Consider the following 26,309-nt stretch of genomic DNA (forward strand, 5'->3'; position numbering starts at 1 on the left):
AAACTTTAGGATGTTGATCAGTCATATTTGCATCCACATGAATTTGGAATGAGTCGTATTCAACTTTCATTTTTTTCAACATTGATGCCACATCCATGCCTGTACAGCCTGCTAAGGCTGCTAAAATAAGTGGTTTAGGTCTGGGGCCTTTGTCAGTTCCCCCAAATTCTTCGGCTGAATCAATAACCAATTTATGTCCGTTAATATCAGTTGAGAAAGACATCCCTTCCTCATGCTTCATTGTAATGTTTGCCATTCTATTTTATTTAATTGCTTCATAATTGACAAATTTAATGCCCTTTGCTGTACTGCCAATATGGCTAAGAAGTTAATAATTGCCTAAAGTATTTAATGTAACTGGAGTACTTGATTGTCGTAAATATCTGGAATTAGATTTTTAACAAAACTTCAACTGCATTATTTATCTGAAAATTTTTAGCACTAGCTCACCTATGGCACTTGTCATTTCCCAACTGGCACTGGTTTTGCGCATTTGTTGCAGAATTTCCATACCCTAAATGCCTTATATTTGCCCTTGAAATGGTTAGCGAAATAAAACATAATGATCAGTATATTGATCTGCTAAACAAGCTGGATACTTTCATACGAAAGTATTATAAAAATAAAATGTATAAAGGGCTGATTTTAGCTATTTCCATTTTGTTGGCTTCGTTTATTCTGGTTACTATTCTTGAATATTTTGGTCATTTTAGCATACTCATCCGAACCTTTATATTCTATTCCTACATATTGATCAATTTATTTCTTCTTGTAATATATGTGTTAATCCCTGTTCTTAAACTTTATAGAATTGGATCGGTTCTATCACATAAACAAGCTTCTGAAATCATTGGTAAGCACTTTCCTGATGTAAATGATAAGTTGTTAAATACGTTGCAGCTTAAGCAGTTTCAAAATCAAAATACTTACAACCAAACATTAGTTGAGGCCAGTATTCAGCAGAAAACCGAAGAATTGAAACCAATTCCTTTTTTGAATGCTATCAATTTATTGGAGAATAAGAAATACCTTAAATATGCAATCATACCACTGGTCATCATAGTCGTATTATTAATTGGAACGCCAAAAGTATTTACAGAAAGCTCAAACAGAATTGTTAAGCACAATGAGTTTTTTGAAAAACCTATGCCATTCTCTTTCAGTCTGTTGAATAACGACCTGACAGCTATTAAGGGTGAGGATTTTAAAATTAAGTTAAAAGTTGATGGCGAAAGTTTGCCTGCTAAGGTTTATATCCAAATAAAAGGAAGTGATTATTTGATGCAAATAAAGGATGCAGCACATTTTAACTATACTGTAAAAAGTGTGAGAGAAGCATTCTCATTCAAATTTGTGAGTGGTGATTTTGCTTCACAATCATACAAAGTAAAAGCTCTTGCAAAACCTGAGCTTATGGAAATGAAGATGCACATTAGCTATCCATTATATATTGGGAAAGCTGATGAAATTATTTTGAATAGTGGCGATTTAACCATAGCTGAAGGAAGTACCGTTAGATGGGAATTTATGACAAAGGATGTAGAGAATTTATTTGTTCGCTTTAGTGATACAACTTTTAGCTTAAAACGTAAAGCAAAAAACAAGTTTGAGATTTCGAGATACCTGAAAGAAAGCGATTATTATCAACTTACTTCTTCTAATAAATACCTGACAAATAAAGATACTGCTCAGTTTTACATTAATATTATTCCTGATGCTTATCCTCGAATTTATGTGCAGTCGCAACAAGATTCTTTAAATGAAAAGTATTTCTTTTTTGCAGGTAATATTTCGGATGATTACGGATTAAGTAAACTCACTTTCAATTATAAATACACCACAACAGAGGATAGTTCAAAAATTAATAAAGTATTTGTAAAAGCGATTTTAATCAGTAATCAAAATATTACGCAGGAGTTTTATCATAGTATTGATATTAATGATTTAGGTATAAAAGCAGAAGAAGAGCTGGAGTACTATTTTGAAGTCTGGGATAATGACGGTATCCACGGAAAAAAATCTTCTACTTCGCAGCGATTCTATTTTGTATCTCCATCAAAAAAGCAATTAAAGATCGAAACAGAAGAATTGAGTGATGAATTAAAAGAAGGTATGCGCGATGTAGTGGATAAAGCAAAGAAACTGCAGGAGGATATGAAAGAAGCCCAGAAGAAACTAGTTGACGACAAACAATTGGAATGGGAAGATAAACAATTCATTGAAAAAATTCTGGAAGAGCAAAAAGCATTGGAGGAGCAAATTGAGGATCTTAAGAAGAAGTATGTTGAAAATGTTACAAAACAGGATGAATACAAGGATATAAAAAAGGAAACCTTGGAAAAGTACAAGGAATTATACGAGAAATTTGAGCAATTAATTCCACAAGAATTGAAAGATTTGTATGAAGAACTGGAAAAACTCATGGATAAAAATTTAAAAAATGAGATACAAGAAGAACTAGAGAAATTCAATCAGAGTGAGAAAGATATTGAAAAGGAATTAGATCGTATGCTGGAACTTTATAAGCGTTTGGAGTTTGAACAAAAAACAGATGAGATAATTGACGAGCTGGAAAAACTTGCAGAAAAGCAGGACCAATTAAGTGAAGAAAATCCAAAAGGCAAGGAGGAGAAAGAACAACTTCAAAAGGAGCAGGAGGAGCTGAATGAAGAGTTTAAAGAACTTGAAGAGGAAATGGATAAGTTAGAAGAACTCAATAAAGAACTTGAAAATCCGAATGAAATGGAAGACATGGATGAGGAGCAAGAGGAAATCAAGAAAGAGCAGGAGCAAAGTTTGGAAGAGATGAAAGAAGGGAAACAAAGTAAGTCTTCAAAAAGTCAGAAAAATGCAGCAGCTAAAATGAAAGAATTAGCTGGAAAAATGAAATCCATGAAAATGGATATGGAAATGAAAAGTCTGGAAATTAATTACGAAAAACTCAGAAGAATTCTGGAGAACCTGATGTATGTATCTTTTGAACAGGAAAAACTAATTGCCGACTTAAACAATATAAATACTACCAATCCGCGCTATATTGAATTTGCCAATCAACAGAAAAAACTCAAAGACGATATGCGGATGATAGAGGATAGTTTATTTGCGCTCAGCAAGGAATTGCCTATGATTGCTGCTTATGTAAATAAGGAAGTAAATGATATTAATTACAATATGGAAAAGGTTGTGGATTTACTTTCAGATCGATTTGTTCCTCAAGCTCGGGGGAAGCAACAATATGCAATGACTTCCATGAATAATGTGGCCTTGATGTTAAGCGAATTATTGAAACAAATGCAACAGGAAATGACATCAGGTAGCGGCAAATCGAAAACAAAAAAGCCCGGAAAGAAAAAATCAAAAGACTTTGAAAGTCTTCGTCAAATGCAGGAATCGCTGAATAAGCAATTAAAGGAAATGAAAGATGGTAAACCATCGCCAAGCATGAGCAAACAAATGGCACAAATGGCAGCTAAGCAGGAAATGCTTCGAAATGCCTTACGCAAAATGGACGAAGAGAAAAATAAAGATGGAACAAATCCTTTTGGAAACCTCAGTGAGATTCAAAAGCTAATGGAAGAAACTGAAGAGGATATTGTCAATAAAAATATTACAGAGGAAACGCTTAAACGCCAAAAAGAAATTGAAATTAGATTGATAGAAGCAGAAAAAGCAGAAAAAGAACAAGGTAAAGAGGAGAAACGTGAATCGAAATCTGCCCGGGAAATGTTTAATCAGAAGCCTCCTAGTTTAGAAGAATACATTAAAAGCAAAGAAAAGGAAATTGAATTGTTGCAAAATGTTCCTCCCAATCTAACACCCTATTATCGCATTAAAGTTAAAGAGTACTTCAGAATTTTATCAAACTAGATTCTCTTCTATCGGTCTCATTGCTTTTTACTCTTTATTAATTTTCCTCCATCTTTTTATTCTTTAAATCTTTTCATCTTTATTTTCAAGTCTTTTATCTTTTTTTCTACCTTTGCACATGGTACAACACTTTAAAATTTCCCCAAAATGATAGAAGAAAGTAAAAAATTTATTGGGAGAGGTCTAACCTATGATGACGTATTAGTTGTTCCGGCTTATTCGGAAGTACTACCCAGAGAAGTTAATACAAAAACGAAACTGACAAAAAATATTGATATCAATATACCCTTTGTTTCAGCAGCTATGGATACGGTAACTGAAACAGCTATGGCCATTGCAATTGCTCGAGAAGGGGGCATCGGTATTATTCATAAAAATATGTCTGTTGAAGAACAAGCTTTAATGGTCAAAAGGGTTAAACGATCGGAAAGCGGTGTAATCCAGGATCCTATTGTTTTAAATGAAGAAGCTACAATTGGCGAAGCCATTCAGTTAATGACCGAAAATTCTATATCAGGAATCCCCATTGTAGACGATAATCGGGTAGTTGTCGGCATACTAACAAACAGAGATATCTTTTTTGAAAAAGATTTTTCGAGAAATGTAAGAGAGGTTATGACAGGACAAGCTGGCTTAATAACAGCTCCTGCTGGTACAGATATTAAAGAGGCTGAAGAAATATTAAAGAATCACAAGGTAGAGAAATTACCTGTTATTGACAGTGAGGGCAAAATTCATGGCTTGTTTACTTTACGCGACATTAAGAAAACAAAAGATCATCCACTTGCCTGTAAAGATGAGTATGGCCGATTAAGAGTGGGTGCTGCCATAGGTGTTACAGAAAATGCACTGGAACATGCAGAAGCATTAGTAAATGCTGGTGTCGATGTATTAAGTGTAGATTCTGCTCACGGAAACTCCAAAAAAGTTCTCGATTTGATAGCAAGTGTTAAAAAGAAGTTTCCTAATATTCAGTTAATTGGTGGAAATGTCGCAGTTCCCGAAGGCGCACTTGCTTTGGTAAAGGCTGGAGTTGATGCAGTAAAAATAGGAATCGGGCCGGGTTCCATTTGTACAACGCGTGTTATTGCAGGAATTGGAGTTCCTCAATTAACGGCTGTTTATGAATGTGCTGAAGCCCTAAAAGATACGGGTATTCCTATTATTGCCGATGGTGGTATTCGCTACTCAGGCGATATCGTAAAAGCGATAGCAGCAGGAGCAAGCAGTGTAATGGCAGGTTCCTTATTTGCTGGTGTTGAAGAAGCACCCGGTGAAACAATAATTTATGAAGGTAGGAAATTCAAGCATTATCGTGGAATGGGATCTTTGGAAGCCATGAAAAAAGGTTCTGGAGATCGTTATTTTCAGGATCCTGAAGAAGAAATTAGCAAGTTGGTTCCTGAAGGTATTGTTGGTCGTGTTCCTTACAAAGGCACATTGAATGAAGTTTTATATCAATTTATTGGTGGACTAAAAGCAGGAATGGGTTATACGGGCTCTGCTACTATTGAAAATTTGCAACAGGCTAGTTTTATTCACATAACACCGGCAGGTGTGCGCGAAAGTCATCCACACGATATTATGATTACCAAAGAAGCTCCGAATTATAGTCCAAGATAATTCTTTCTTGACTAAATGTATAAACCCGACTTTCATTTGATTGTCGGGTTTTTTGTTTTGATATTATTTAATAAGCAGATGTTTGCTGTACCTCCAGAGATTTATTGATTTGCCTACTTGAAAAAAAGGATTAATCTTGATTGAAATTAATAACTTTCTCTGTAAATTGGCGGAGTGTTTCTTTTGAAAACAATATGATCAATGCTTTTGTAGGGATCACCCCAATTGTTTATACCTGACCCATAAAGCCAGATATTTAAAGTAAGGTGAATTGATAAATAACCGCGATTTGTCACAGAAAGAACACTTTAAAAGAATTGAACTTTAAATGAGTTTATAAATATTTGGGTCTACAAAATTAAAAATGTGCGGAGTCAGCACTAAAATCACTGACATCATATTATGAAAACTAGAATTATATTTTTAGTATTCTTACTTCTAAATGTCACTATTTCAATTCACAGCTATGCTCAGGATATTATTGTATTAAAAACTGGAGATGAGATAATGAGTATTGTCAAGGAGGTAGGCATTGATGCAATCACCTATAAAAAATTTGATAATCAGGAGGGTCCAATTTATAGCATTGAGAAATCAAAGGTGTTTATGATCAAATATCAAAATGGCTCTAAAGATGTATTTACTGAAGAACCTAAAATTGAAGAAAAGGATGTAAATAGTGGTGCAAATGCTCCTTCTCCAAAACCTTCTGGTTCTGTTCAGCAAGCACAGAAATCACTGGTATACCAAAGAGGAATAAGAAGTGAAAATATTGTGCTAACTGATCAGCAAATCTGCGATATTTTTAATGAGTATCCTGAGATAAAAAAGTTATATGATAAAGGGAAAGGACAGAAATCGGTAGGCGAAGTTTTGTCATGGGGAAGCCTAGGAGTTCTTGGTTTTGGAATTTATAAAACTACAAAGGTGTCTGACTTAACTACTAAAAATGAAATTGCTAAAAGATTTTTGATAGGAGCAGCTATCACTCAAATAACTTCTTGGGTTATTCAAGGAGTTGGTAATAATAATATTAGGAAGACAGTTGATTTGTACAATTCTATGATTAATAACATTGAGTAGAAATTATAAAATGTGCTGGCCAGCACTTTAAACTCTGACAAAATTATATGAAAATAAGAATCATCATTACTAGCCTTGTTTTATTGTTTACTATGATTAGTAGAAATTGCTATTCTCAGGATTTAATAATTCTTAATACAGGGGATGAAATTCAAAGTATCGTTAAGGAAGTGGGAATTAATATAATTAAGTATAAGAAATTTGAGAATCAGCAAGGTCCGGTATATACAATTGAAAAGTCAAAGGTATTTATGATAAAATATCAAAATGGGTCTAAAGATGTTTTTACAGAACAAAGTAATAAAAATCCTATTCCAAAAACTGATTCCATCATTGTATCTAGTAGCCCCAAAGCTTCTGTCCCTAAAGCACCTGAATACCTTACATATAAGCTAGGAGTAAAAAAAAACAAAGTAAAACTGACAAATGCTGAAGTTAGAAGTATATATGCAAATTGTCCTGAAGCACTTAATCTATTTAATGGAGGTGTAGGTTTGCATGGTGTCGCAAGTACATTAACCTGGCTTGAGATTGGGATGATGTTCCTAACAGGCTATGCTCAAAACAATTTGGATTTGATTCCCGGTGCAACTAAACAATCAGTAACAAAAAGGGGCCTTAGTATTATTGGAGGTATGATGGTTGTAGGTATTTCGTGTAATATTGGAGGACATCAGAAGAAAAAAAAATCAGTTGTAGCATACAATGAAGTTATAAAAAAAACCTTTGAGGATATAAAATAATGCTGTTTGATTATTTAGTCCACTTAATTCGATAGCCTAAATTAAACTCTAAAAACTCAGCTAACATAAAATTAACAGCTCTAATGTTTACCCCAAAAGTAAGGTTATCATATATCCTATAATTCACACCTAAACGCTGATAAAATTGGTTCCAATTGCCATACCTATAATTTCGAGCATACATTCCTATTCCAAGTACAAGTGAAAGGTCTCCAATAATCAATTCAGGTTGATAGATCAAACCAAATGTTAAGTTTTCCAGATTCCTTGGCCCCGGAGTTCCATCAGGATTGGCATTTAAACCCCACCAATAATTCATATCGACTCCTAATCCAGATCGCCATGCATTGGAATGGCGAAGTTGATAAAAAGCACTGATTCCACCCACAGCAAAATAATTTGTATCCAACTCGTGCTCAGTCAGCTGATGATCACCATAACCAAGCATGAGGTATAAATCATGTGTTTTTGTTTCCTTTTCTGCTTTTGGTAATCCACTGGTTTCTGGACGACCTCTTAAATGATATTTTAATTCTATAGAAGGAGAGTATATATTTAATCCTCTGTTTGGTCGTTCAAAACCACCATTAGAAAAATGAGAGAAGGTCAAACCTGCACCTAAATCTAGCCGTTTACTAAGCGGAACAAATGCATTCAAGCCCACATCAATATAAACAGTCATACTTCCTCCAATAGCAATATTATTTGGATTTGTAATTGAATCATAATAGCGCCAGTGCCAGGCCGTTCCAAATTGAAGATCAGCATATAACTCCATCCATTTTAATCGAAATAGTGGGATTCCTAAAAATCCATATATGGCCATCGGATTACCTAATTCTCTTGAATAAAAATCTCCAGTCCAAAAACCAATGCCATAATAAGGGGCATGATAAACCTTTTGCCATTGCGTATATCCGGGGTTTTGCCAACCCAGCTTAAATGATGCTCCTCTGTATTTATCAATTGGTAATCCGGTTTCATTTTCTCCTTTTACAAAAGGATTGGTAGGCATTATTGTACCCTGGTGATAATTGAGGCTGAGGAATATATAGTCTTTGGTTTTTAATTTTGCCGATTCATTCTGTGCTAAACATACTCCTTGAAGAAAAAGGAATATGAGAATGAATTTAATATTTTTCATACTACTAAGGACAACTTAAAAATCAAATAGTTTACAGGACTGCTTGATTTATTTATGAATTCCAAACTTATTAACTCATTGCAATTTAATTGAAAAATGAACATTAGAATCAAGAACAATAAAAAAGAACATGAGCACTTAGCACGAGGAATAATTATCAATTTATATATACTGCTGATAAACATTTCTAGATGTCTATATATTTTCATAATTTACACACCATTAAGATCATGCTAATTAATTAACAATTAACTAAATCAATTACTGTGTTTAAGATAGAATCCAAAATCGATGTAAATTCCAAAGAGTTTAAGGAAAATAAAGAAGCCTTTTTAAAACAATTGGATGCCTATAAAAAAATCCTCAGAAAAGTTTCTCAAGGTGGCTCCGAAGCAACTGTCAAGAAGCATAAAGAGAGAGGTAAATTATTGGCCAGAGAGCGAATCAATAAAATAATTGATCCCAATACTCCTTTCCTAGAATTATCGCCACTTGCTGCATATGATCAATATGAAAATGGATTTCCATCAGCAGGAATCGTAACAGGAATAGGTGTTATTCATGGCCGCGAAACGGTCATTATTGCTAACGATGCTACTGTGAAAGGTGGTACTTATATGCGCTGGACAATCAAGAAGCATTTGAGAGCTCAGGAAATTGCAATGGAAAACCAATTGCCATGTTTATATCTGGTTGATTCTGGTGGTGCTTACTTGCCTGAACAAGATACCGTATTTCCTGATAAAGAACATTTCGGTCGTTTCTTTTACAATCAAGCCCGCATGTCAGCCATGGGAATTCCTCAGGTTGCTATAGTTATGGGTTCTTGTACAGCAGGCGGAGCTTATGTTCCTGCCATGAGTGATGAGACCATTATAATTAAAAATCAGGGAACCATCTTTTTGGGTGGACCTCCTTTAGTTAAAGCGGCTACAGGCGAAGTAGTTACTCCTGAAGAATTGGGAGGAGCTGATGTACATACATCTATTTCAGGAGTTGCTGATCATTTGGCAGAAAATGATGTGCATGCTATTCAGATTTGTAGAAATATTTTTGAAAACCTGGATTATCCTATTAAACAGGTCTTAGACTTAGCACCTATTGAAGAGCCTGCTTACGATCCGGAAGAATTATATGGTATTGCTCCAACTGATTTGAGGAAAATGGTTGACCCTAGGGAAATCATAGCTCGTATAGTCGATGGTTCAAAATTTCATGAATTCAAAGAAAGATATGGAAAGACGATAATTACAGGCTTTGCTCGTATCATGGGAATGCCAGTTGGAATTATTGCTAACAATGGAGTATTGTTTAACGAATCAGCATTAAAGGGGACTCATTTTATTGAGCTTTGTACAGAACGTAAAATTCCATTGGTTTTTCTTCAAAACATTACCGGTTTTATAGTAGGAAAAGAATATGAAAGAAATGGCATTGCCAAAGATGGAGCAAAATTAGTACATGCTGTTGCAAATGCACAGATTCCAAAGTTTACCGTTTTATTCGGTGGATCATTTGGTGCCGGAAACTATGGTATGGCCGGGCGAGCTTTTAGTCCACGTTTGTTATTTATGTGGCCAAATGCAAAAATCTCTGTGATGGGTGGAATGCAAGCTGCTAATGTTCTGATTACTGTAAAACAAGATCAGTATAAGTCCAAAGGAAAAGAAATGCCCCAGGAAGAAATTGATAAAATGTATAAAGCAATAACTGAAAAATACGATCATGAAGGTTCAGCTTATTACAGTACTTCACGTCTTTGGGATGATGGAATTATTGATCCAACGGATACACGAAAAGTTATTGCTATGGGTATTGCCATGTCGATGAACAAGCAATTCCCAGATCATAATAATGGTGTATTCAGAATGTAATTTGAAAAAGGATTCAATAATTTTTAAGCATTAAATTAATAGTTGATGAAGACATATCGAAATATCGAATTTGAAATACAGGATAGTGTAGGAACACTTTGGTTAAACAGACCTGAAGTTCACAATGCGCTAAATGCTGAAATGATTGGAGAAATTATTGACTTTTTTTCAAACATTAGTGAATACCCCGATGCACGTGTGATTTTATTGAGAGGCAGAGGCAAGTCATTTTGTGCCGGTGCCGATTTGAACTACATGAAAGGTATTGCAGAGTTTGGCTTTGAAGAAAACTATCAGGATAGTTTGAAACTGGCCAAATGTTTTAATGTTATTTATACCTGTCCGAAACCAACAATTGCAGTGGTTCATGGTGCAGCTATTGGTGGTGGAAACGGCTTATTAGCTTCCTGTGATATGATTTATTGTGATCACGAAACCAAGTTTGCTTTTAGTGAAGTAAAACTGGGTATTGCACCTGCAACAATCTCACCCTATGTGATCAAGCGAATTGGAGAATCGGGTGCCAGAGATTTAATGATAACCGGAAGAAGATTCCTGGGTGCTGAAGCCGAGAAATATCGATTGGTCAATAAATCATTAGCAGCTGAAGAACTAGATGAGTATTTAGCAAAAATTATCAAACAATTAATGACAAGTGGACCCGATGCCATGTCTGCCTGTAAACGATTAATCTATGATGTTGCTAACGAATTGACCTTTGAAGATTCAATCGATTATACAGCTAAAATGATTGCCGAATTACGTGCTTCTGATGAAGGGCAGGAGGGAATGGCATCTTTTCTGGAAAAGAGAAAACCGAATTGGGTTAAAAATTGAAAGATAAAAAGTTGAAAATTGAAGGTTGATCAAGTAATACAATATGATTCCAACCTGTAAGTTTCTAACCTTAAACCAAAAAGAATGACAAAAAGAGAAATAAAATTCAGTTTAGTATACCGCGATATGTGGCAATCATCTGGCAAATATCAACCACGTGTTGACCAGTTAAAACGCATTGCCCCTGTGATTATCGATATGGGCTGTTTCGATCGAGTTGAAACCAATGGTGGAGCTTTCGAACAGGTTAATTTGTTATATGGTGAAAATCCTAATAGAGCCGTTAGAGAATGGACTCAGCCATTTAATGATGTAGGAATTAAAACACATATGCTTGAGCGCGCATTGAATGGAATTCGCATGTTTCCAGTTCCAAAAGATGTTAGAAAGTTAATGTATCAGGTGAAAAAAGCTCAAGGAACTGACATCGCCAGATCTTTTTGTGGTTTAAACGATCATCGCAATTTGGAATTGTCGATTAAATATGCGAAAGAAGCAGGTATGATATCTCAGGCTGCTTTGAGTATCACAAAATCAGAAGTACATACTGTTGATTATTATGTAAAACTTGCCGATAAAGTTGTTGAATACGGAGCCGATGAAATTTGTCTGAAAGATATGGCTGGCATTGGTCGACCTTCAACATTAGGTAAGCTTACCAAAGCGATAAAAGATAGACATCCACATATAATTGTTCAATATCATGGTCATTCAGGTCCCGGTTTTTCTGTTGCTTCAATGCTGGAAGTTGCGAGAGCAGGAGCCGATTATGTTGATGTAGCCATGGAACCTCTTTCATGGGGAATGGTTCATCCTGATGTCATTACTATTCAGGAAATGCTGAAAGATGATGGATTTATTGTTCCTGAAATCAACATGAATGCTTATATGGAAGCACGTGCCATGACTCAAGATTTTATTGATGATTTCTTGGGATTATACATTGATCCCAAAAACAGCAGAATGTCTTCCTTACTAGTTCAATCGGGCTTACCCGGAGGAATGATGGGATCGCTTATGGCTGATCTAAAAGGTATGCATCAGGCAATCAATTTGAATTTAAAAGCACAAGGCGAAAATGAATTATCGGAAGATGATTTACTGGTTAAAATGTTTGAAGAAACTGCACACATTTGGCCCATGCTTGGCTATCCTCCATTGGTAACTCCATTCAGTCAGTATGTGAAAAATACTGCTTTGATGAATGTTTTCCAAATGTCGAAAGGCGAAAAACGATTTTCCATGGTTGACAAAAACACATGGGACATGATATTAGGGAAAGCAGGAACATTACCCGGCACATTAGATTCCGAGCTGGTGGATCTTGCCAATGAAAAAGGTTTTGAGTTTTATAAGGGAATTCCGCAAGATAATTATCCTGATGTATTGGATAAATACCGAGCCGAAATGGATGAATTAGGCTGGGAATATGGTGAGGATGATGAAGAATTGTTGGAGTTTGCCATGCATGAAGATCAGTACCGTGAATATAAATCAGGTGTAGCAAAAGAACGCTTTGAAGCCGATGTTGAAAAGAAAAGATCAGAAAAAGATAATAAAAATGTTGTTTCCATGAATACAAAACAAGCACCTAATCGCAGTTCATATAGCAAAGATGAAACTGGATTGCACGAAGCCATTACAGGATTCTTGCTGCACTCGTTAAATCAAAATGTTGCTGAAGCAAAAACAAAAGACTCTGTTTGGAATAATATTGGATTTTGGAGGCAAATCAATAGCATTGATGTGAAACATGGAGAAGACGTTTTTGTAATTGACATTCGTCAGAAGGGAAATGCTGAGTATGAATTGTTTATTCAGGAAGAACTCTATCAAGCGAAACTGATTGATGTAAGTGAAGCTGAAGTTGATTTTTCAATAGGTGATAAAAAGTTTTATGCCTCCTTTGCTCCATGTGAAGATAGAACTAAAGTAAACATTAATAAAAGCGAGTTTTGCCTGCTTCGGGAAGATATGTTAGCAACCGAACTTTCTGAGGCCAGTGGTGATAGTAGTTTAGATTCAGAAGCCAACGTAATTGCAGCACCAATTCCAGGTAAAATCTTCAAACTGAATGTGAAAGAAGGAGATGAAGTAAAGAAAGGCGATGTTATCGTTGTTATTGATGCCATGAAAATGGAGAACAATATCGAAACAAAAATAGCCGGTGTTGTGAAAGAAGTGAAAGTAGCCTTAAATGATATGGTTGATAGTGGGCAGGTAATGGTTGTGCTGGAGTAGAAATTGCTTTTTGTATTAACCTTGTATGTTGAAACTTGAAAAATATGACAGTTGAATCATTTTGTACGCGAGTCAGTATTCGGATTGGTGTGCTATTATTTTTTGTTTTTCAATTAGCTGTTTGTTCATATGCTCAAAATTATCGTTCGGGAGATACTATTCATGCTCATATTGATGTAGATAGTGCTTTCTCCATCATTCAGTATAATAAATCAAATCCTGCTTTTGTCATATTAGATGTAAGATCAATCAATGAATTTAACATTTATCATCTGTGGAATGGTGTATTATTAGATTACAATTCTCCTTCTTTTGATAGTATGCTAAACACACTGGACAAGAATAAAATCTATCTTATTCATTGTGCATCAGGGGGCAGGAGTAGCAATGCATTTAACCTGATGAAAAGCAAACAGTTTAAAATCCTGTATAATGTATTAGGAGGTATAGTCGGATGGTACAGTGCTGGGTATCCATTAACCGATTCCATTCGACCAATAATCATGTCTGTTTCAGATACCTTTCTTGAGTTCGATTCAGTACTAATAGGTGATGCTGATACAATGTCCATTACAATTACAAATTTCGGAAATGGATTATTGACCCTAAATTCAATAAGCGGAATTTCAAGTAGTGATTTTATAACAGATTTTATTCCGGGCACTGAAATTTTCGGATTATATGATTATACTTTTCAGATCATTTATAAGCCTGAGGATCACTTTCCTGACTCGATTGCAATGACCATTCATAGCAATGGAGGAGAACAGCAATATGTATTAAAAGGTGCCTGTAAAACTTCTTCCATTAAAGAAATCAATAAAGAAGATGTTGTGGTTTTTCCAAATCCCTCAAGTGGTCTTTTTTACATAAAAGCAAATGATATTAAAACCATTGACGTACTTAACTCTGAAGGAAGATTAGTTCAGTCAAAACAAATCAACTCAGGTGAAAATTTATTGGAAATGGATATCAGCGATTATGGAAATGGAGTTTACGTTTTGAAAATTGACACAGGAAATCAGATTATTGTGAGAAAATTGATAATTAACTAATCTCATCCGTTTAATTTCCTTTATTGTCCCTTTTATAAGAAAAAAACATATGGCATAATCTGCATGATATAACTATGTATTCATTCTTTGCTCTTCCTATAAATTTAATTATCTTGCACACGTTGTATCTGTATTAAATTAACAGATTTCTGAATTAAATTAAAATCAAAATTAAAAGGATTACATATGTACATTACAGAAGAGCATGAACTGATACGAAGTACAGTTAGAGATTTTGCCGAAAGGGAAATAAAGCCAAGAGCACAGGAATTAGATGAAAAAGCTGAATTTTCAATCGAATTAACCAATATGATTGGTGAAATGGGATTGTTTGGGATGTATATACCTGAGAAATATGGGGGACAAGGTTTAGACACACTTTCCTACATAATTGCAGTTGAAGAATTAGCTCGGATAGACAGTTCTCAAGCTGCTACTTTGGCAGCACATAATTCATTAGGTTTAGGGCCAATCTATTATTATGGCACCGATGCACAAAAGGAAGAATTGCTTCCTCAACTATGCACAGGCAAAGCCTTGTGGGGATTTGGCTTAACGGAACCCGATGCAGGTTCAGATTCAAGAGGATCAAAAACGAAAGCAGTTAAAGTTGGGGATCAATGGGTCATCAATGGTTCAAAGATTTTTATAACGAATGCTTCATCTGAAATCTCAATAGGTTCAACAGCTCAAACGGTAACCAGTACAGACGAAAAAGGAAATAAGTCTTTCACCAACTTTATTGTTAGAAGAAATGTTCCAGGATTTAAGGCTGTTGCTATGCACGGTAAAATGATGTGGAGAGCATCAGATACTGCTGAACTATACTTTGACGATTGTAAAGTCCGAGATGAAGATATGTTGGGTAAAGAAGGTGAAGGTTCTAAAATCATGCTTGCTACGCTAGATAGCGGTCGTTTATCCATTGCTGCCATGGGTTTAGGCTTAGCTCAAGGTGCCTTTGAACTTGCATTGAACTACAGTAAAGAAAGAAAGCAATTTGGTAAGCCGATTGGCAAATTCCAAATCAATGCTTTCAAATTAGCTGATATGGCAACAAAAATTGAATTGGCAAGAAATCTCCTTTATAAAGCGTGCTGGTTGAAAGACAACAAATTACCTTTTGCTAAAGAGGCTGCAATGTCGAAACTTTATTGTTCAGAAATAGCCAAACAAGTTGCTGATGAAGCTGTTCAGATTCATGGAGGTTATGGTCTCATGAAAGATTATCCCATTGAAAGATTCTATCGTGACCAACGCTTGCTTCAAATTGGAGAAGGAACATCTGAAATTCAGAGATTGGTAATTTCGAGATATATTGGTTGCTAGAAGGCAAAGAGTTTAGAGAAAAGAGGAATTCTTCGCCACCAAAAATTATTAAACTAAATGACTATTAAACAATTACGACTGGTTGAGTCTCCTCGTGATGCCATGCAGGGGCTGAAAACTTTCATTCCAACTGAAAAGAAAATAGATTATATACAATCTTTATTAAAGGTAGGATATGACATCCTTGATTTTGGAAGTTTTGTTTCTCCAAAAGCAATACCTCAAATGAGAGACACTGGAAAGGTCCTTCAATCTCTTGATTTGTCTGAAACCAATACCAAACTACTCGTTGTTGTTGGAAATGTAAAGGGAATGGAAATAGCATGTGGCCACTCAAATCTTTCATATATAGGTTATCCTTTTTCTGTATCAAATACATTTCTAAAACTGAATATCAATTCGACTATTGAAAAATCTTTAGAAACAATTGACTCATTATTAGAAACTTGCGATAAGAAAGATAGGCAACTAATGGTTTATTTATCTATGGGATTTGGGAATCCATATGGAGATCCATGGAGTATTGATATAATTGAAGAATATACTGATATACTCTTGAGAAAGGGTGTTCAGGAAATTAATTTCTCTGATACAATAGGTGTTGGAACCCCTGAAATAATTACAGAGATTTTTAAAAAGATTCCACCTAAGTTTCCTGCTATTAATTTTGGATTGCATTTGCATACTAAGCAGTCTGAGTGGGAACCAAAAATACAGGCAGCATATGACAATGGTTGCTGGAGCTTTGACTCAGTGCTGAATGGTCTGGGAGGTTGTCCAATGACCCAACATGAAATGGTAGGAAACCTAAATACTATTGATCTATTTAATTATTTTGATATAAATAAAATAAATACTAATATTGATAGTAAAGCTTTTGCTCAAGCAAAATCTAAAGCAGCAGAATTATTTACATTTACAAAATAAAAATTTGAAAATAAAATAGGATACATATGCAGAAAGTTGTAAAAAATGCACAAGAAGCAATTCAAGGAATTCAGGATGGCATGGATATCATGCTTGGTGGATTTGGCTTATGTGGAATACCTGAAAATTGTTTAGATGCCCTTGTGGACGCAAACATAAAAAACCTAACCTGTATCTCAAACAATGCTGGGATTGATAATGTTGGATTAGGCAAATTGTTGAGAGGTCAACAGATAAAGAAAATGATTTCATCTTATGTAGGTGAAAACAAAGAATTTGAAAGGCAATATTTAAGTGGCGAGCTAGAAGTAGATTTAATACCACAAGGCACATTGGCAGAAAGAATTCGTGCTGGTGGAGCTGGTATTCCTGCTTTTTTTGTTCCTGCTGGATACGGCACAGAAGTTCAGGGTGATAAAGAAGTCAGGGAGTTTAATGGGAAACCTCATATTCTTGAATTAGGGATGAGAGCAGATTTTGCCATTGTAAAAGCATGGAAAGGAGATACCAAAGGAAATCTTATTTATCGACACACGGCAAATAACTTCAACAATATGATGGCAGCTGCCGGAATCATTACGATTGCAGAGGTTGAAGAATTAGTACCTGCCGGTGAATTAGACCCAAATCAAATTCATACACATGGTATATTCGTTCAGCGTATTTTCCAAGGAACTGATTATAAGAAGCAGATTGAATTTGAAACAACATCTGATTAATTTGATAATGAGGTAATTAGTTAATGAGCTAATTATCAAATAATTAACGAATAAACGAATATAAAATGAGTTTAGATAAAAACGGAATTGCAAAACGAATAGCACAGGAGCTTCAGGATGGCTATTATGTTAATTTAGGAATCGGAATTCCTACACTAGTTGCTAACTATATTCCTGAGGGAATGGATGTAACCTTGCATTCTGAAAATGGTTTATTGGGTATTGGCCCATTTCCCAAGAAAGAAAATGTAGATGCAGACCTCATTAATGCAGGAAAGCAAACGGTTACATATTTAGATGGTGCTTCATTCTTTGACTCTGCTGATAGCTTTGGCATGATTCGAGGTGGACATGTAGATTTAACGGTACTCGGAGCATTTGAAGTTACCGTTAATGGTGACATTGCTAGCTGGAAAGTTCCTGGCAAATTAGTTAAAGGAATGGGAGGAGCAATGGACTTAGTTGCTGCTGCAAAGAATATTATTGTTGCTATGCAACATACAGATAGAGAAGGAAATTCAAAATTACTAATGGATTGCACATTGCCTTTAACAGGTGTGAGTTGTGTGAAAAAAATCGTCACAAACCTGGCTGTTATTGAAGTAAGAGACGGTGCTTTTCATTTAATGGAAAGAGCTCCTGGCGTAAGTGTTGAAGAAATTAAGAATGCAACTGCTGGAACTTTGGTTATTGCAGGTGATATTCCAGAAATGAGTTTGTAAATATTATCAATCAAAAATAAATTAAGATTATGGCAGAATTTAATTACCCGAAGAAGGTTACTATAGGTGATATAACCGTAAGAGATGGTTTTCAGCACGAAGAAAAATTCATTTCAACTGAAGCAAAAATTTGGTTATCAGAGCAATTGCTTTTAGCTGGATTTAAACATATTGAAGTAACCAATATGGGCAATCCTAAAGGAATGCCTCAATTTAGAGATGCTGATGAAGTGTTTAAGGGCATTCGCAAAAGTAAAAAAATTGCCCATTTGCTTCCAGAAGTGAAATTGACAGCTGTAACAATTCGCGAGCGTGCAATTGAAAGAGCAATAAATGCTTATAAAGAAGGATGGGGACCCGACCGTATTTTGGTAATGGTTTCCACTAGTGAATCACATCATAAGAAAAACTCAGGTTTGACTTTAGAAGAGTACTGGAAAATGTGCGAAGAATGGATTCCAAAGTGTAGAGATGCAGGAATGAAAGTCAATGGTACCGTAAGTACAATTTGGGGTTGCCCAATTGAAGGTCCTACAAAATTGGAAAAAGCGATAGAGTTTACTCAACGATGGTTAGATATTGGAGCTACTGATGTGGAACATGCCGATCATGATGGCTCTGCTTCGCCTGATCGTGTTTATCGATATTTCTCCATGCTTATGGATCATTTCCAAAACCCTGAAAAACATATTGTTCATTTTCATGTTACACGTGGTTGGGGATTGGCAAATGTCTTAGCCGCATTACAAGCTGGTATGACTAATTATGAATCTTGTATGGGTGGTATTGGTGGTCAACCTGCCAACTTTGTAGATGATTGTCCGGTGAGTGGTACAGGTGCATATTATTACAAAGATCCAAATATCGTAGGATTGGTTTCTACAGAAGATATGGTGGTTATGATGGACGAAATGGGCATCGACACCGGAGTAGATGTAGATAAAGTTTTGGAAATTGGAAATATGGTTGAGCGTATAGTTGGCCGTAGATTACGTTCTGAATCTATTCGTAACGGAAGAATCCCTAAAAGTTTATCAGGTAGGGGATAAATACATAAATAATTTTGAAAGCCCTTGAATATTTAATTATTCAGGGGCTTTTTTATTCATACAATAAGGTGTCTCTTTCTCCTCTTAAAACAGCTAAAACATTTTTAGCCAGAGATTCCATTTCATCTCCTTCAGGATATACATGAACTAAAGCTATTTTTTCAACACGCTCAATAATTTGATCAACGAAATACTTATTATTAGTAATACCTCCTGTTAACAGAATTGCATCTACATTTCCTTTTAATACAGGAATCATCATTCCAATGTATTTAGAAACCTGGTAAGCCATTGCATCAAAAATAAGTTTAACTTCTTTATCTCCATTTTGGGCTTTGATGGCAATTTCTTTCATATCATCTGTTCCAAAATAAGCAGTCATACCACCTTTACCAGTTATTTTTTTCAACATTTCTTCTTCGCTAAACTGGCCACTGTAACACATCCGAATCAAATCCCCCATGGGCAATGTGCCACTTCGCTTGGGTGTAAAGGGGCCTTCTCCATCATAGCCCTGATTGACATCAATTACACGTCCGAAATGGTGTGCCCCAATTGTTATTCCTATGCCAATATGCGCAACGATAAGATTTAATTCTTCGACTTTTTTGCTGAATGAATTTGCGTAGCGTCTGGCCACAGCTTTTTGATTCAAAGCATGGAATACTGATTTGCGCTCAAAATCCGGATGTCCAGCTATTCGTGCTAAATCGTCTAATTCATCAACAACAACAGGATCGCAGGTATAGGCTTTTATGGATAATGAATCTGCAATATCTTTAGCGATCAGTCCACCTAAATTAACAGAATCTTCACCCACTGGTGAATTCGTTAAATCTTCGATCAAATGGTCATTTATTTCAAATACACCAGATTTAACAGGTTTTATCAATCCTCCTCGTCCGACCACTGCATGAATGGATTCAGCAGCAATATCAGCTTCTTGTAGTTCTTTTAATACTATATTCTTGCGGTATTCATGCTGGTCGAGAATATTATGAAACAGATCCAGTTCATCCTGCGTGTGATTTACTTTATTTAGATAAACAAGCTCTTCATTATCAAAGATTGCAATTTTTGTAAACGTAGTTCTCGGATTTACCACCAAAATTCTAAATCGACTCATAAATACTGCTGTTTTTTTAGTTTACATATTTCTACGATACTGTCCACCAACCTCAAATAAAGCAGAGGTGATCTGGCCTATCGAGCATACTTTTGTTGCTTCCATCAATGCATTGAAAATGTTTTTATTCTTAATGGCCGCATCTTTCAATTCTACCAATATGGATTCTGATTCTTGCTGATAGGTTTGGTGAAGTTGTTCAAGCATGCCAATCTGATATTCTTTTTCTTCTTCCGTAGCTCGGATTACTTCTCCGGGTATGGTTGTAGGCGAGCCTGTTGAAGATAACCAAGTATTTACTCCCATAATTGGCAATTCTCCTGTATGTTTCAATGTTTCATAATACAAGGATTCTTCTTGGATTTTACCTCGCTGATACATGGTTTCCATAGCACCTAATACTCCACCTCTTTCTGTGATGCGATCGAATTCTGCCATAACTGCTTCTTCCACTAAATCAGTAAGTTCTTCAATAATAAAAGAACCCTGTAATGGATTCTGATTTTTAGCTAAACCCAATTCATGATTGATGATCATTTGTATTGCAACTGCTCTCCTAACACTTTCTTCGGTTGGAGTGGTTATCGCTTCATCGTAGGCATTAGTATGTAATGAGTTGCAATTGTCGTATATGGCATAGAGTGCTTGCAAAGTCGTTCTGATATCATTGAAATCTATTTCCTGCGCATGCAAGGAGCGACCTGAAGTTTGAATGTGATATTTGAGCATTTGAGAACGGGCATTTCCTCCATATTTCATTTTCATGGCTTTGGCCCAAATCAGTCTGGCTACTCGGCCCAATACTGAATATTCTGGATCAATTCCATTGGAGAAGAAGAATGATAGGTTAGGAGCAAAGTCATCGATGTTCATTCCTCTTGACAAATAGTACTCGACATAGGTAAAACCATTTGCTAATGTAAAGGCTAGCTGACTAATTGGATTTGCACCTGCTTCAGCAATATGATACCCTGAAATGGATACAGAATAGAAATTCCGGACATAATTATCGATAAAGTAGGACTGAATATCGCCCATCAATTTCAGAGAGAAATCGGTAGAAAATATACAGGTGTTTTGTGCCTGGTCTTCTTTTAGTATATCAGCTTGAACAGTTCCTCTCACTGCACAAATAGTATCGGCCTTTATTTTACTATAAACGTCAGCAGGAAGAACCATTTCTCCGCAAACACCTAGAAGCATTAATCCTAAACCATTATTTCCTTCAGGAAGTTTTCCTTGATAAGCTGGTCTTTTTGTTCCTTTTTCTTTGAAAATGGCTTCAATCTTTTTATTGATTTCATCAACAAGTCCATTCTCAATAATGTACTTCTCGCAATTTTGATCAATGGCTGCATTCATGAAATAACCCACCATCGCAGGAGCAGGTCCGTTGATGGTCATCGATACAGATGTTTTTGGATTGACCAAATCAAAGCCGGAATAGAGTTTTTTTGCATCATCGAGGCAACAAATAGAAACTCCGGCATTACCAATCTTTCCATAAATGTCAGGTCTGCGATCAGGATCCCGACCGTATAAGGTTACTGAATCGAAGGCAGTAGACAACCTTTTGGCAGGCATATTTACTGAAACATAATGAAACCGTTTGTTCGTTCTTTCAGGTCCACCTTCACCAGCAAACATTCTGGTCGGATCTTCTCCTTCACGTTTGAAAGGAAAAACACCAGCTGCATAGGGGAATTCACCTGGGAAATTTTCTCTCAAAATCCATTTTAAAATATCACCCCAAGCTTTGTATTTTGGAAAGGATATTTTGGGAATTTTTGAATGAGAAAGCGACTTGGTGAATGTTTCAACTTTAATTTCTTTATCTCTTACTTTATATACAAATTCATCTTGCTGAAAGCAGGCAGTTTTTTCTTCCCAGCCATCAAGTATCATTTTGTTTTTCCTGTCAAGTTCAAGCTCAATTGACTGTGCAAGAGTTTCCAAACTCTTCTTTGCTTCTGCATGATCAGTTTCAGCTAAAAGTGAAATTGATTCGGTTAAATTATAAAGCTTTTGTGCAATCTCAGCTTGATCTTCAGACCATTTATTATACTGACGTATGGTATCCGTAATTTCAGAAAGGTAACGGACTCTGTTAGGAGGAATAATATGAATTTTCTCTGATAATTCATCGGTTTCTTGTATTCCACTTTCGAAATCTTTTCCTGTTTTTTTAACAACAGTATTAATAATTGCTCGGTATAATTCATTGACTCCAGGATCATTGAATTGAGAAGCAATTGTACCGTAAACAGGCATTTCTTCCACTTTCTGTTCCCACAATTGATGGTTTCGCTGATATTGCTTTCTAACATCTCTTAGTGCATCAAGCGACCCTCTTTTGTCGAATTTATTCAAAGCAATCACATCTGCAAAATCCAGCATATCAATTTTTTCCAGCTGAGTTGCTGCTCCATATTCTGGAGTCATTACATACAATGAAACATCGCTATGATCGATGATTTCAGTATCGGATTGTCCAATTCCAGAGGGTTCTAAAATAATGAGATCATAATTTGCCGCTGCCAAAACACAGACTGCATCCTGCACATATTTGCTCATGGCAAGATTAGACTGTCGTGTTGCCAAAGAGCGCATATAAACTCTGGGATTATGAATTGAATTCATACGAATTCTGTCTCCCAACAAGGCTCCACCTGTTTTTCGTTTGGATGGATCAACAGAAATAATTCCTATTGTTTTTTCAGGAAAGTCATCCAAAAATCTTCGGACCAGCTCATCTACCATGGAAGATTTTCCTGCACCACCTGTTCCCGTAATACCCAGTACAGGAGATTGTTTGCAAAGCTTCTTTTCTTTTATATTATTAATAAATCCAACAATACTTTCAGGATAATTCTCTGCTGCAGATATTATTCGACCTATCGAACGAACATTTTTTTCTTCAATTTCTTTTAATTCTCCATTAAGATTAAGCCCAGTAGGGAAATCACTTTGCTCAATTAAATCGTTAATCATGCCTTGTAAACCTAACGTGCGTCCATCATCTGGGGAATAAATGCGCGTTATTCCATAAGCTTGGAGTTCTTTTATTTCATCAGGAAGAATCACTCCACCGCCACCGCCAAAAATCTTTATATGTTCGCAGTTTTGCTCTTTCAATAAGTCATACATATACTTAAAGAATTCCATGTGACCACCTTGGTAAGAAGTGATAGCAATTGCCTGAACATCTTCCTGAATTGCACAATCGACTATTTCCTGAACTGATCTATCATGACCTAAGTGAATTACTTCTACTCCTGAAGCCTGAATAATTCTACGCATGATATTAATGGCAGCATCGTGGCCGTCAAATAATGAGGCTGCTGTTACAATTCGTATATGATTTTTGGGTTTATAAATAGTCAACATAGGTGAAAGCAAGTTTAAAAGGAAAACCTTAAAATATTAAGTAGCAAATATAATTAAAGTGAGGGAAAGTCTTGTGTTGAGTACCCAGGATTGTTAAGCCTTGAAAGGATTTTTTACAAGCATTCAGATTTATCTGATCAGGCTAATTGAGCCTGACAATTGGTTATTATGATTTTCTGATCCTTTTGCCAGTATTTGATAATAATAAATTCCAACAGGACAAATGCGTCCATTGAATGATCCATCCCATTTCATATTCATATCATCACTTTCGAATAGTTTTTCGCCCCAACGGTTAAAAATCTGAATATTGAACTCATTGATAAAAACACCTTTTATTTGGAAATGATCATTTATTCCGTCACCATTTGGAGAAAAAGCATTGGGCACAAAAAGGTTCATTCGTGTATCCACACAAACAACATTAGAGTGTGATTGCAATTCATCATTATTCCTATATGCAGCAATACGATAGCAATAGTTCGATTGGCTGAGTTTTGTTATGGAGTCAGTGAATTCGTTAGGAAAAACAAAACTTTCCAATTGAGCCCAGTTTTTGATTTTTTCATTAAATATTTGCACTTCATAACGCTGAATGCCCTGTTTCCAGTCTTCGTATGCCGACCAGGTGAGCATGCTAAAGGTTTCAGAACTATCCAGTTGCAGCAGAATTGTTTGGGCAATGTTGGAAGCTTCGCTGCTGTGTCCGCAACTATCTTTTGTTAAAAGCTGGTAGGTATAAATGCTTTGATCAGGAAAAACCGCAAAATCAGTAAGATGTAAACTGTCTTTCGGATAGGTTTTGAAATCAGTAAAGTTTCCGAAGTTGGTGGATTTTTGAATTTGATAGCCGGAAACAATAGGAGAAGCAGGATCTTTCCATTCCAGCAGGTTGAAACGATTATTCACCACCGTCACTCGTTCCATTTCCACAGCAGCTGCATGATCATAAATTGTGATTGTTTTCGAAATCGTATCCACACATCCCGAATCGGAACTTGTGATAAGTTTTACAGAATGATCGCCATAATTGTTAAACACAAAAACAGGATGTTGTAGGGCTGAACTATCATTGGACGTAAAATACCATTTCCAGTTATTGATACTTCCTTGTGGAATGCTGCTTTTATCAGAGAATTGAATTTCTTTTTCGAGGCAAGGGAGACTATAACTGAAATCAGCCTTTGGCATGGGGTGAATATAAATTGTTTGTGATATAGAATCGAGGCAATGGTAATCGCTTTCAGCGAGGAGTTTGATGGGAAAATTGCCAAATTGTAAAATGGATAAATTGTAAAAATGTTGGCTGTCGCTACACAGGCTGTCGTTGAGATACCATTGATAGGCTAAAGCTCCAGTGGTGATACTGGAAGCATTTATAAAGTTGAAGTTGTTTTCTCTTAAACATTGTGATGGATTGTCAATAATAAAGGCAGCTTTAGGCATGGGCCTCACGAAGACTTCTTTGTATGCAGTGTCCTTGCAATCAAAATCAGTTGTAAGTATCAATGAAACAGGAAAAGTATCAGCATGTAGATAGGTTTTTAAGGGGCTGGAATCCTGTGATTGTGTAGAATCTCCAAATCCCCAGCTATAATTAAAACTAACAGCTTGATTCAAACCTGTTAGGTTGAAAAAATGAAACTCATTCTCTAATAAACACTGACTGCTATCATTTACACCAATTCCTGCCTTTGGAGATTCCAAAACCACAACTTGCCTGGAAATAGAATCCCTGCAAGCATCAGGTGAAACAGCCAGTAATTGAACTGTAAATGTATCTACGGTGCTGAATGTTTTAACTGTGTGAGTATCTGTTGAAATTGTATTATCACCAAAGTCCCATTTATAATTCAACCCTGACAGGGTTCCAAACCCTGTCAGGGATTTGAATAGAAAAAGATTTTCATTAAAACATTGCACCGAATCATTAATGCTAAAGTCAGCTATAGGTGAGGGATGCACAGTGACAACTTTAATAGCTGTATCAGCACAGCCTTGCTGATTTTCGATTATCATTTGAACAGGGTAGATGCCTCCCGATTTGTAAGAGTGATTGACTGAACTATCTGTAGAAATAGTACTATCACCCAGATTCCAAACAACTTTTCCAAAGTTCCAAAGGTTGGAAAAGTTCATCAGGAAAAGGTTATTATTGAAGCATTGGTTTGAATTGTTTATTGTAAATGCTGACTGAGGCGATTCTAGCACCAGCACTTGTTTTGAAACCGAATCTCTGCAACCATCTTGTGAAATAGCTACAAGCTGGACATTGAAAGTGTCGTAAGTACTAAAGGTTTTTGTAGGGCTGGTGTCGCTTGAACTGGTGTTGTCTCCATAATCCCATTTATAATTTAAACCTAACAGGTTTTCAAAACCTGTGAGGTTTGAAAGGTTGGTGAAGTTGAATAAGTTCTCATTCAAACACTGTGAACTGTCATTTATCGAATAATTTGCTTCAGGACTAGGAAGAACAATAATTTCTTTGCTGGCCGTATCTCTACAACCAAAAGCGGTTTCTGCTATTAAAGTTAGCTCGAATGTATCCGGGTTTAAATAAATGTGGTTAACACTATCCAATGT

At 35.9% G+C, this 26,309-nt stretch carries 18 protein-coding genes; 13 read left to right on the top strand and 5 right to left on the bottom strand.

Translation table 11 applies throughout. The features are described from left to right. Positions 1 to 256: OsmC family protein (locus HOG71_04840; protein MBT5990158.1), on the bottom strand; the 256-nt coding region annotated here is incomplete at its 3' end. 284 nt (positions 257 to 540) lie between these two features. On the opposite strand from HOG71_04840, the gene HOG71_04845 reads away from it, so the two are divergent. The 4 genes from HOG71_04845 (at position 541) to HOG71_04860 (ending at position 7,316) form a co-directional block, all read left to right on the top strand. After that, positions 541 to 3,867 carry a hypothetical protein gene (locus HOG71_04845; protein ID MBT5990159.1) on the top strand — a complete coding sequence of 1,109 codons (3,327 nt, stop codon included), beginning with the start codon at positions 541 to 543 and terminating at the stop codon, positions 3,865 to 3,867. Between the two features lie 147 nt (positions 3,868 to 4,014). Beyond that, on the top strand, positions 4,015 to 5,490 hold the full coding sequence (gene guaB / locus HOG71_04850) for an IMP dehydrogenase (protein ID MBT5990160.1): 1,476 nt from the start codon (positions 4,015 to 4,017) through the stop codon (positions 5,488 to 5,490). Positions 5,491 to 5,892: 402 nt separating this feature from the next. Continuing rightward, positions 5,893 to 6,573, top strand: coding sequence for a hypothetical protein (locus HOG71_04855; GenBank protein MBT5990161.1), 681 nt, complete (start codon positions 5,893 to 5,895; stop codon positions 6,571 to 6,573). 47 nt (positions 6,574 to 6,620) lie between these two features. Next, positions 6,621 to 7,316, top strand: a complete 696-nt coding sequence (locus tag HOG71_04860) for a hypothetical protein (protein MBT5990162.1) — start codon at positions 6,621 to 6,623, stop codon at positions 7,314 to 7,316. A 10-nt stretch (positions 7,317 to 7,326) separates the two neighbouring features. On the opposite strand, the gene HOG71_04865 is transcribed toward HOG71_04860, so the two are convergent. Beyond that, positions 7,327 to 8,460 (bottom strand): acyloxyacyl hydrolase, encoded by a 1,134-nt coding sequence (locus tag HOG71_04865; protein MBT5990163.1) that lies wholly within the window; start codon positions 8,458 to 8,460, stop codon positions 7,327 to 7,329. Positions 8,461 to 8,726: 266 nt separating this feature from the next. On the opposite strand from HOG71_04865, the gene HOG71_04870 reads away from it, so the two are divergent. The 9 genes from HOG71_04870 (at position 8,727) to HOG71_04910 (ending at position 19,213) form a co-directional block, all read left to right on the top strand. Further along, entirely contained in the window at positions 8,727 to 10,334 is a 1,608-nt protein-coding gene (locus HOG71_04870; GenBank protein MBT5990164.1) for a methylcrotonoyl-CoA carboxylase, read from the top strand. Positions 10,335 to 10,379: 45 nt separating this feature from the next. Next, positions 10,380 to 11,171: an enoyl-CoA hydratase/isomerase family protein gene (locus HOG71_04875; GenBank protein MBT5990165.1), complete on the top strand. Its 792-nt coding sequence runs from the start codon at positions 10,380 to 10,382 to the stop codon at positions 11,169 to 11,171. 84 nt (positions 11,172 to 11,255) lie between these two features. Next, the gene (locus tag HOG71_04880) at positions 11,256 to 13,412 is read left to right on the top strand and encodes a biotin/lipoyl-binding protein (protein ID MBT5990166.1); all 2,157 of its coding nucleotides are present in this window, start codon (positions 11,256 to 11,258) and stop codon (positions 13,410 to 13,412) included. Between the two features lie 44 nt (positions 13,413 to 13,456). Continuing rightward, the gene (locus HOG71_04885) at positions 13,457 to 14,467 is read left to right on the top strand and encodes a T9SS type A sorting domain-containing protein (GenBank protein ID MBT5990167.1); all 1,011 of its coding nucleotides are present in this window, start codon (positions 13,457 to 13,459) and stop codon (positions 14,465 to 14,467) included. A gap of 186 nt (positions 14,468 to 14,653) precedes the next feature. Then, entirely contained in the window at positions 14,654 to 15,796 is a 1,143-nt protein-coding gene (locus HOG71_04890; protein MBT5990168.1) for an acyl-CoA dehydrogenase, read from the top strand. Positions 15,797 to 15,853: 57 nt separating this feature from the next. Beyond that, positions 15,854 to 16,723, top strand: coding sequence for a hydroxymethylglutaryl-CoA lyase (locus HOG71_04895; GenBank protein MBT5990169.1), 870 nt, complete (start codon positions 15,854 to 15,856; stop codon positions 16,721 to 16,723). A gap of 26 nt (positions 16,724 to 16,749) precedes the next feature. Next, positions 16,750 to 17,442, top strand: coding sequence for a CoA transferase subunit A (locus tag HOG71_04900; GenBank protein ID MBT5990170.1), 693 nt, complete (start codon positions 16,750 to 16,752; stop codon positions 17,440 to 17,442). Positions 17,443 to 17,507: 65 nt separating this feature from the next. Next, positions 17,508 to 18,164 (top strand): CoA transferase subunit B, encoded by a 657-nt coding sequence (locus tag HOG71_04905; protein MBT5990171.1) that lies wholly within the window; start codon positions 17,508 to 17,510, stop codon positions 18,162 to 18,164. Between the two features lie 29 nt (positions 18,165 to 18,193). Next, a complete protein-coding gene (locus tag HOG71_04910; GenBank protein MBT5990172.1) occupies positions 18,194 to 19,213 on the top strand; it encodes a pyruvate carboxyltransferase in 1,020 nt (339 codons plus the stop codon). A gap of 52 nt (positions 19,214 to 19,265) precedes the next feature. Here HOG71_04910 and buk read toward each other — a convergent pair whose 3' ends face one another. From buk to HOG71_04925, 3 genes are all read right to left on the bottom strand, one after another. Next, complete coding sequence (gene buk / locus HOG71_04915) at positions 19,266 to 20,339, bottom strand: butyrate kinase (GenBank protein ID MBT5990173.1); 1,074 nt, start codon at positions 20,337 to 20,339, stop codon at positions 19,266 to 19,268. A gap of 21 nt (positions 20,340 to 20,360) precedes the next feature. After that, positions 20,361 to 23,726, bottom strand: a complete 3,366-nt coding sequence (locus HOG71_04920; protein ID MBT5990174.1) for a methylmalonyl-CoA mutase family protein — start codon at positions 23,724 to 23,726, stop codon at positions 20,361 to 20,363. 129 nt (positions 23,727 to 23,855) lie between these two features. Then, positions 23,856 to 26,309 (bottom strand): T9SS type B sorting domain-containing protein (locus HOG71_04925; GenBank protein ID MBT5990175.1); only part of this gene is annotated, 2,454 nt, incomplete at its 5' end.

The organism is Bacteroidota bacterium (assembly GCA_018698135.1).
Taxonomy (GTDB): domain Bacteria; phylum Bacteroidota; class Bacteroidia; order CAILMK01; family JAAYUY01; genus JABINZ01.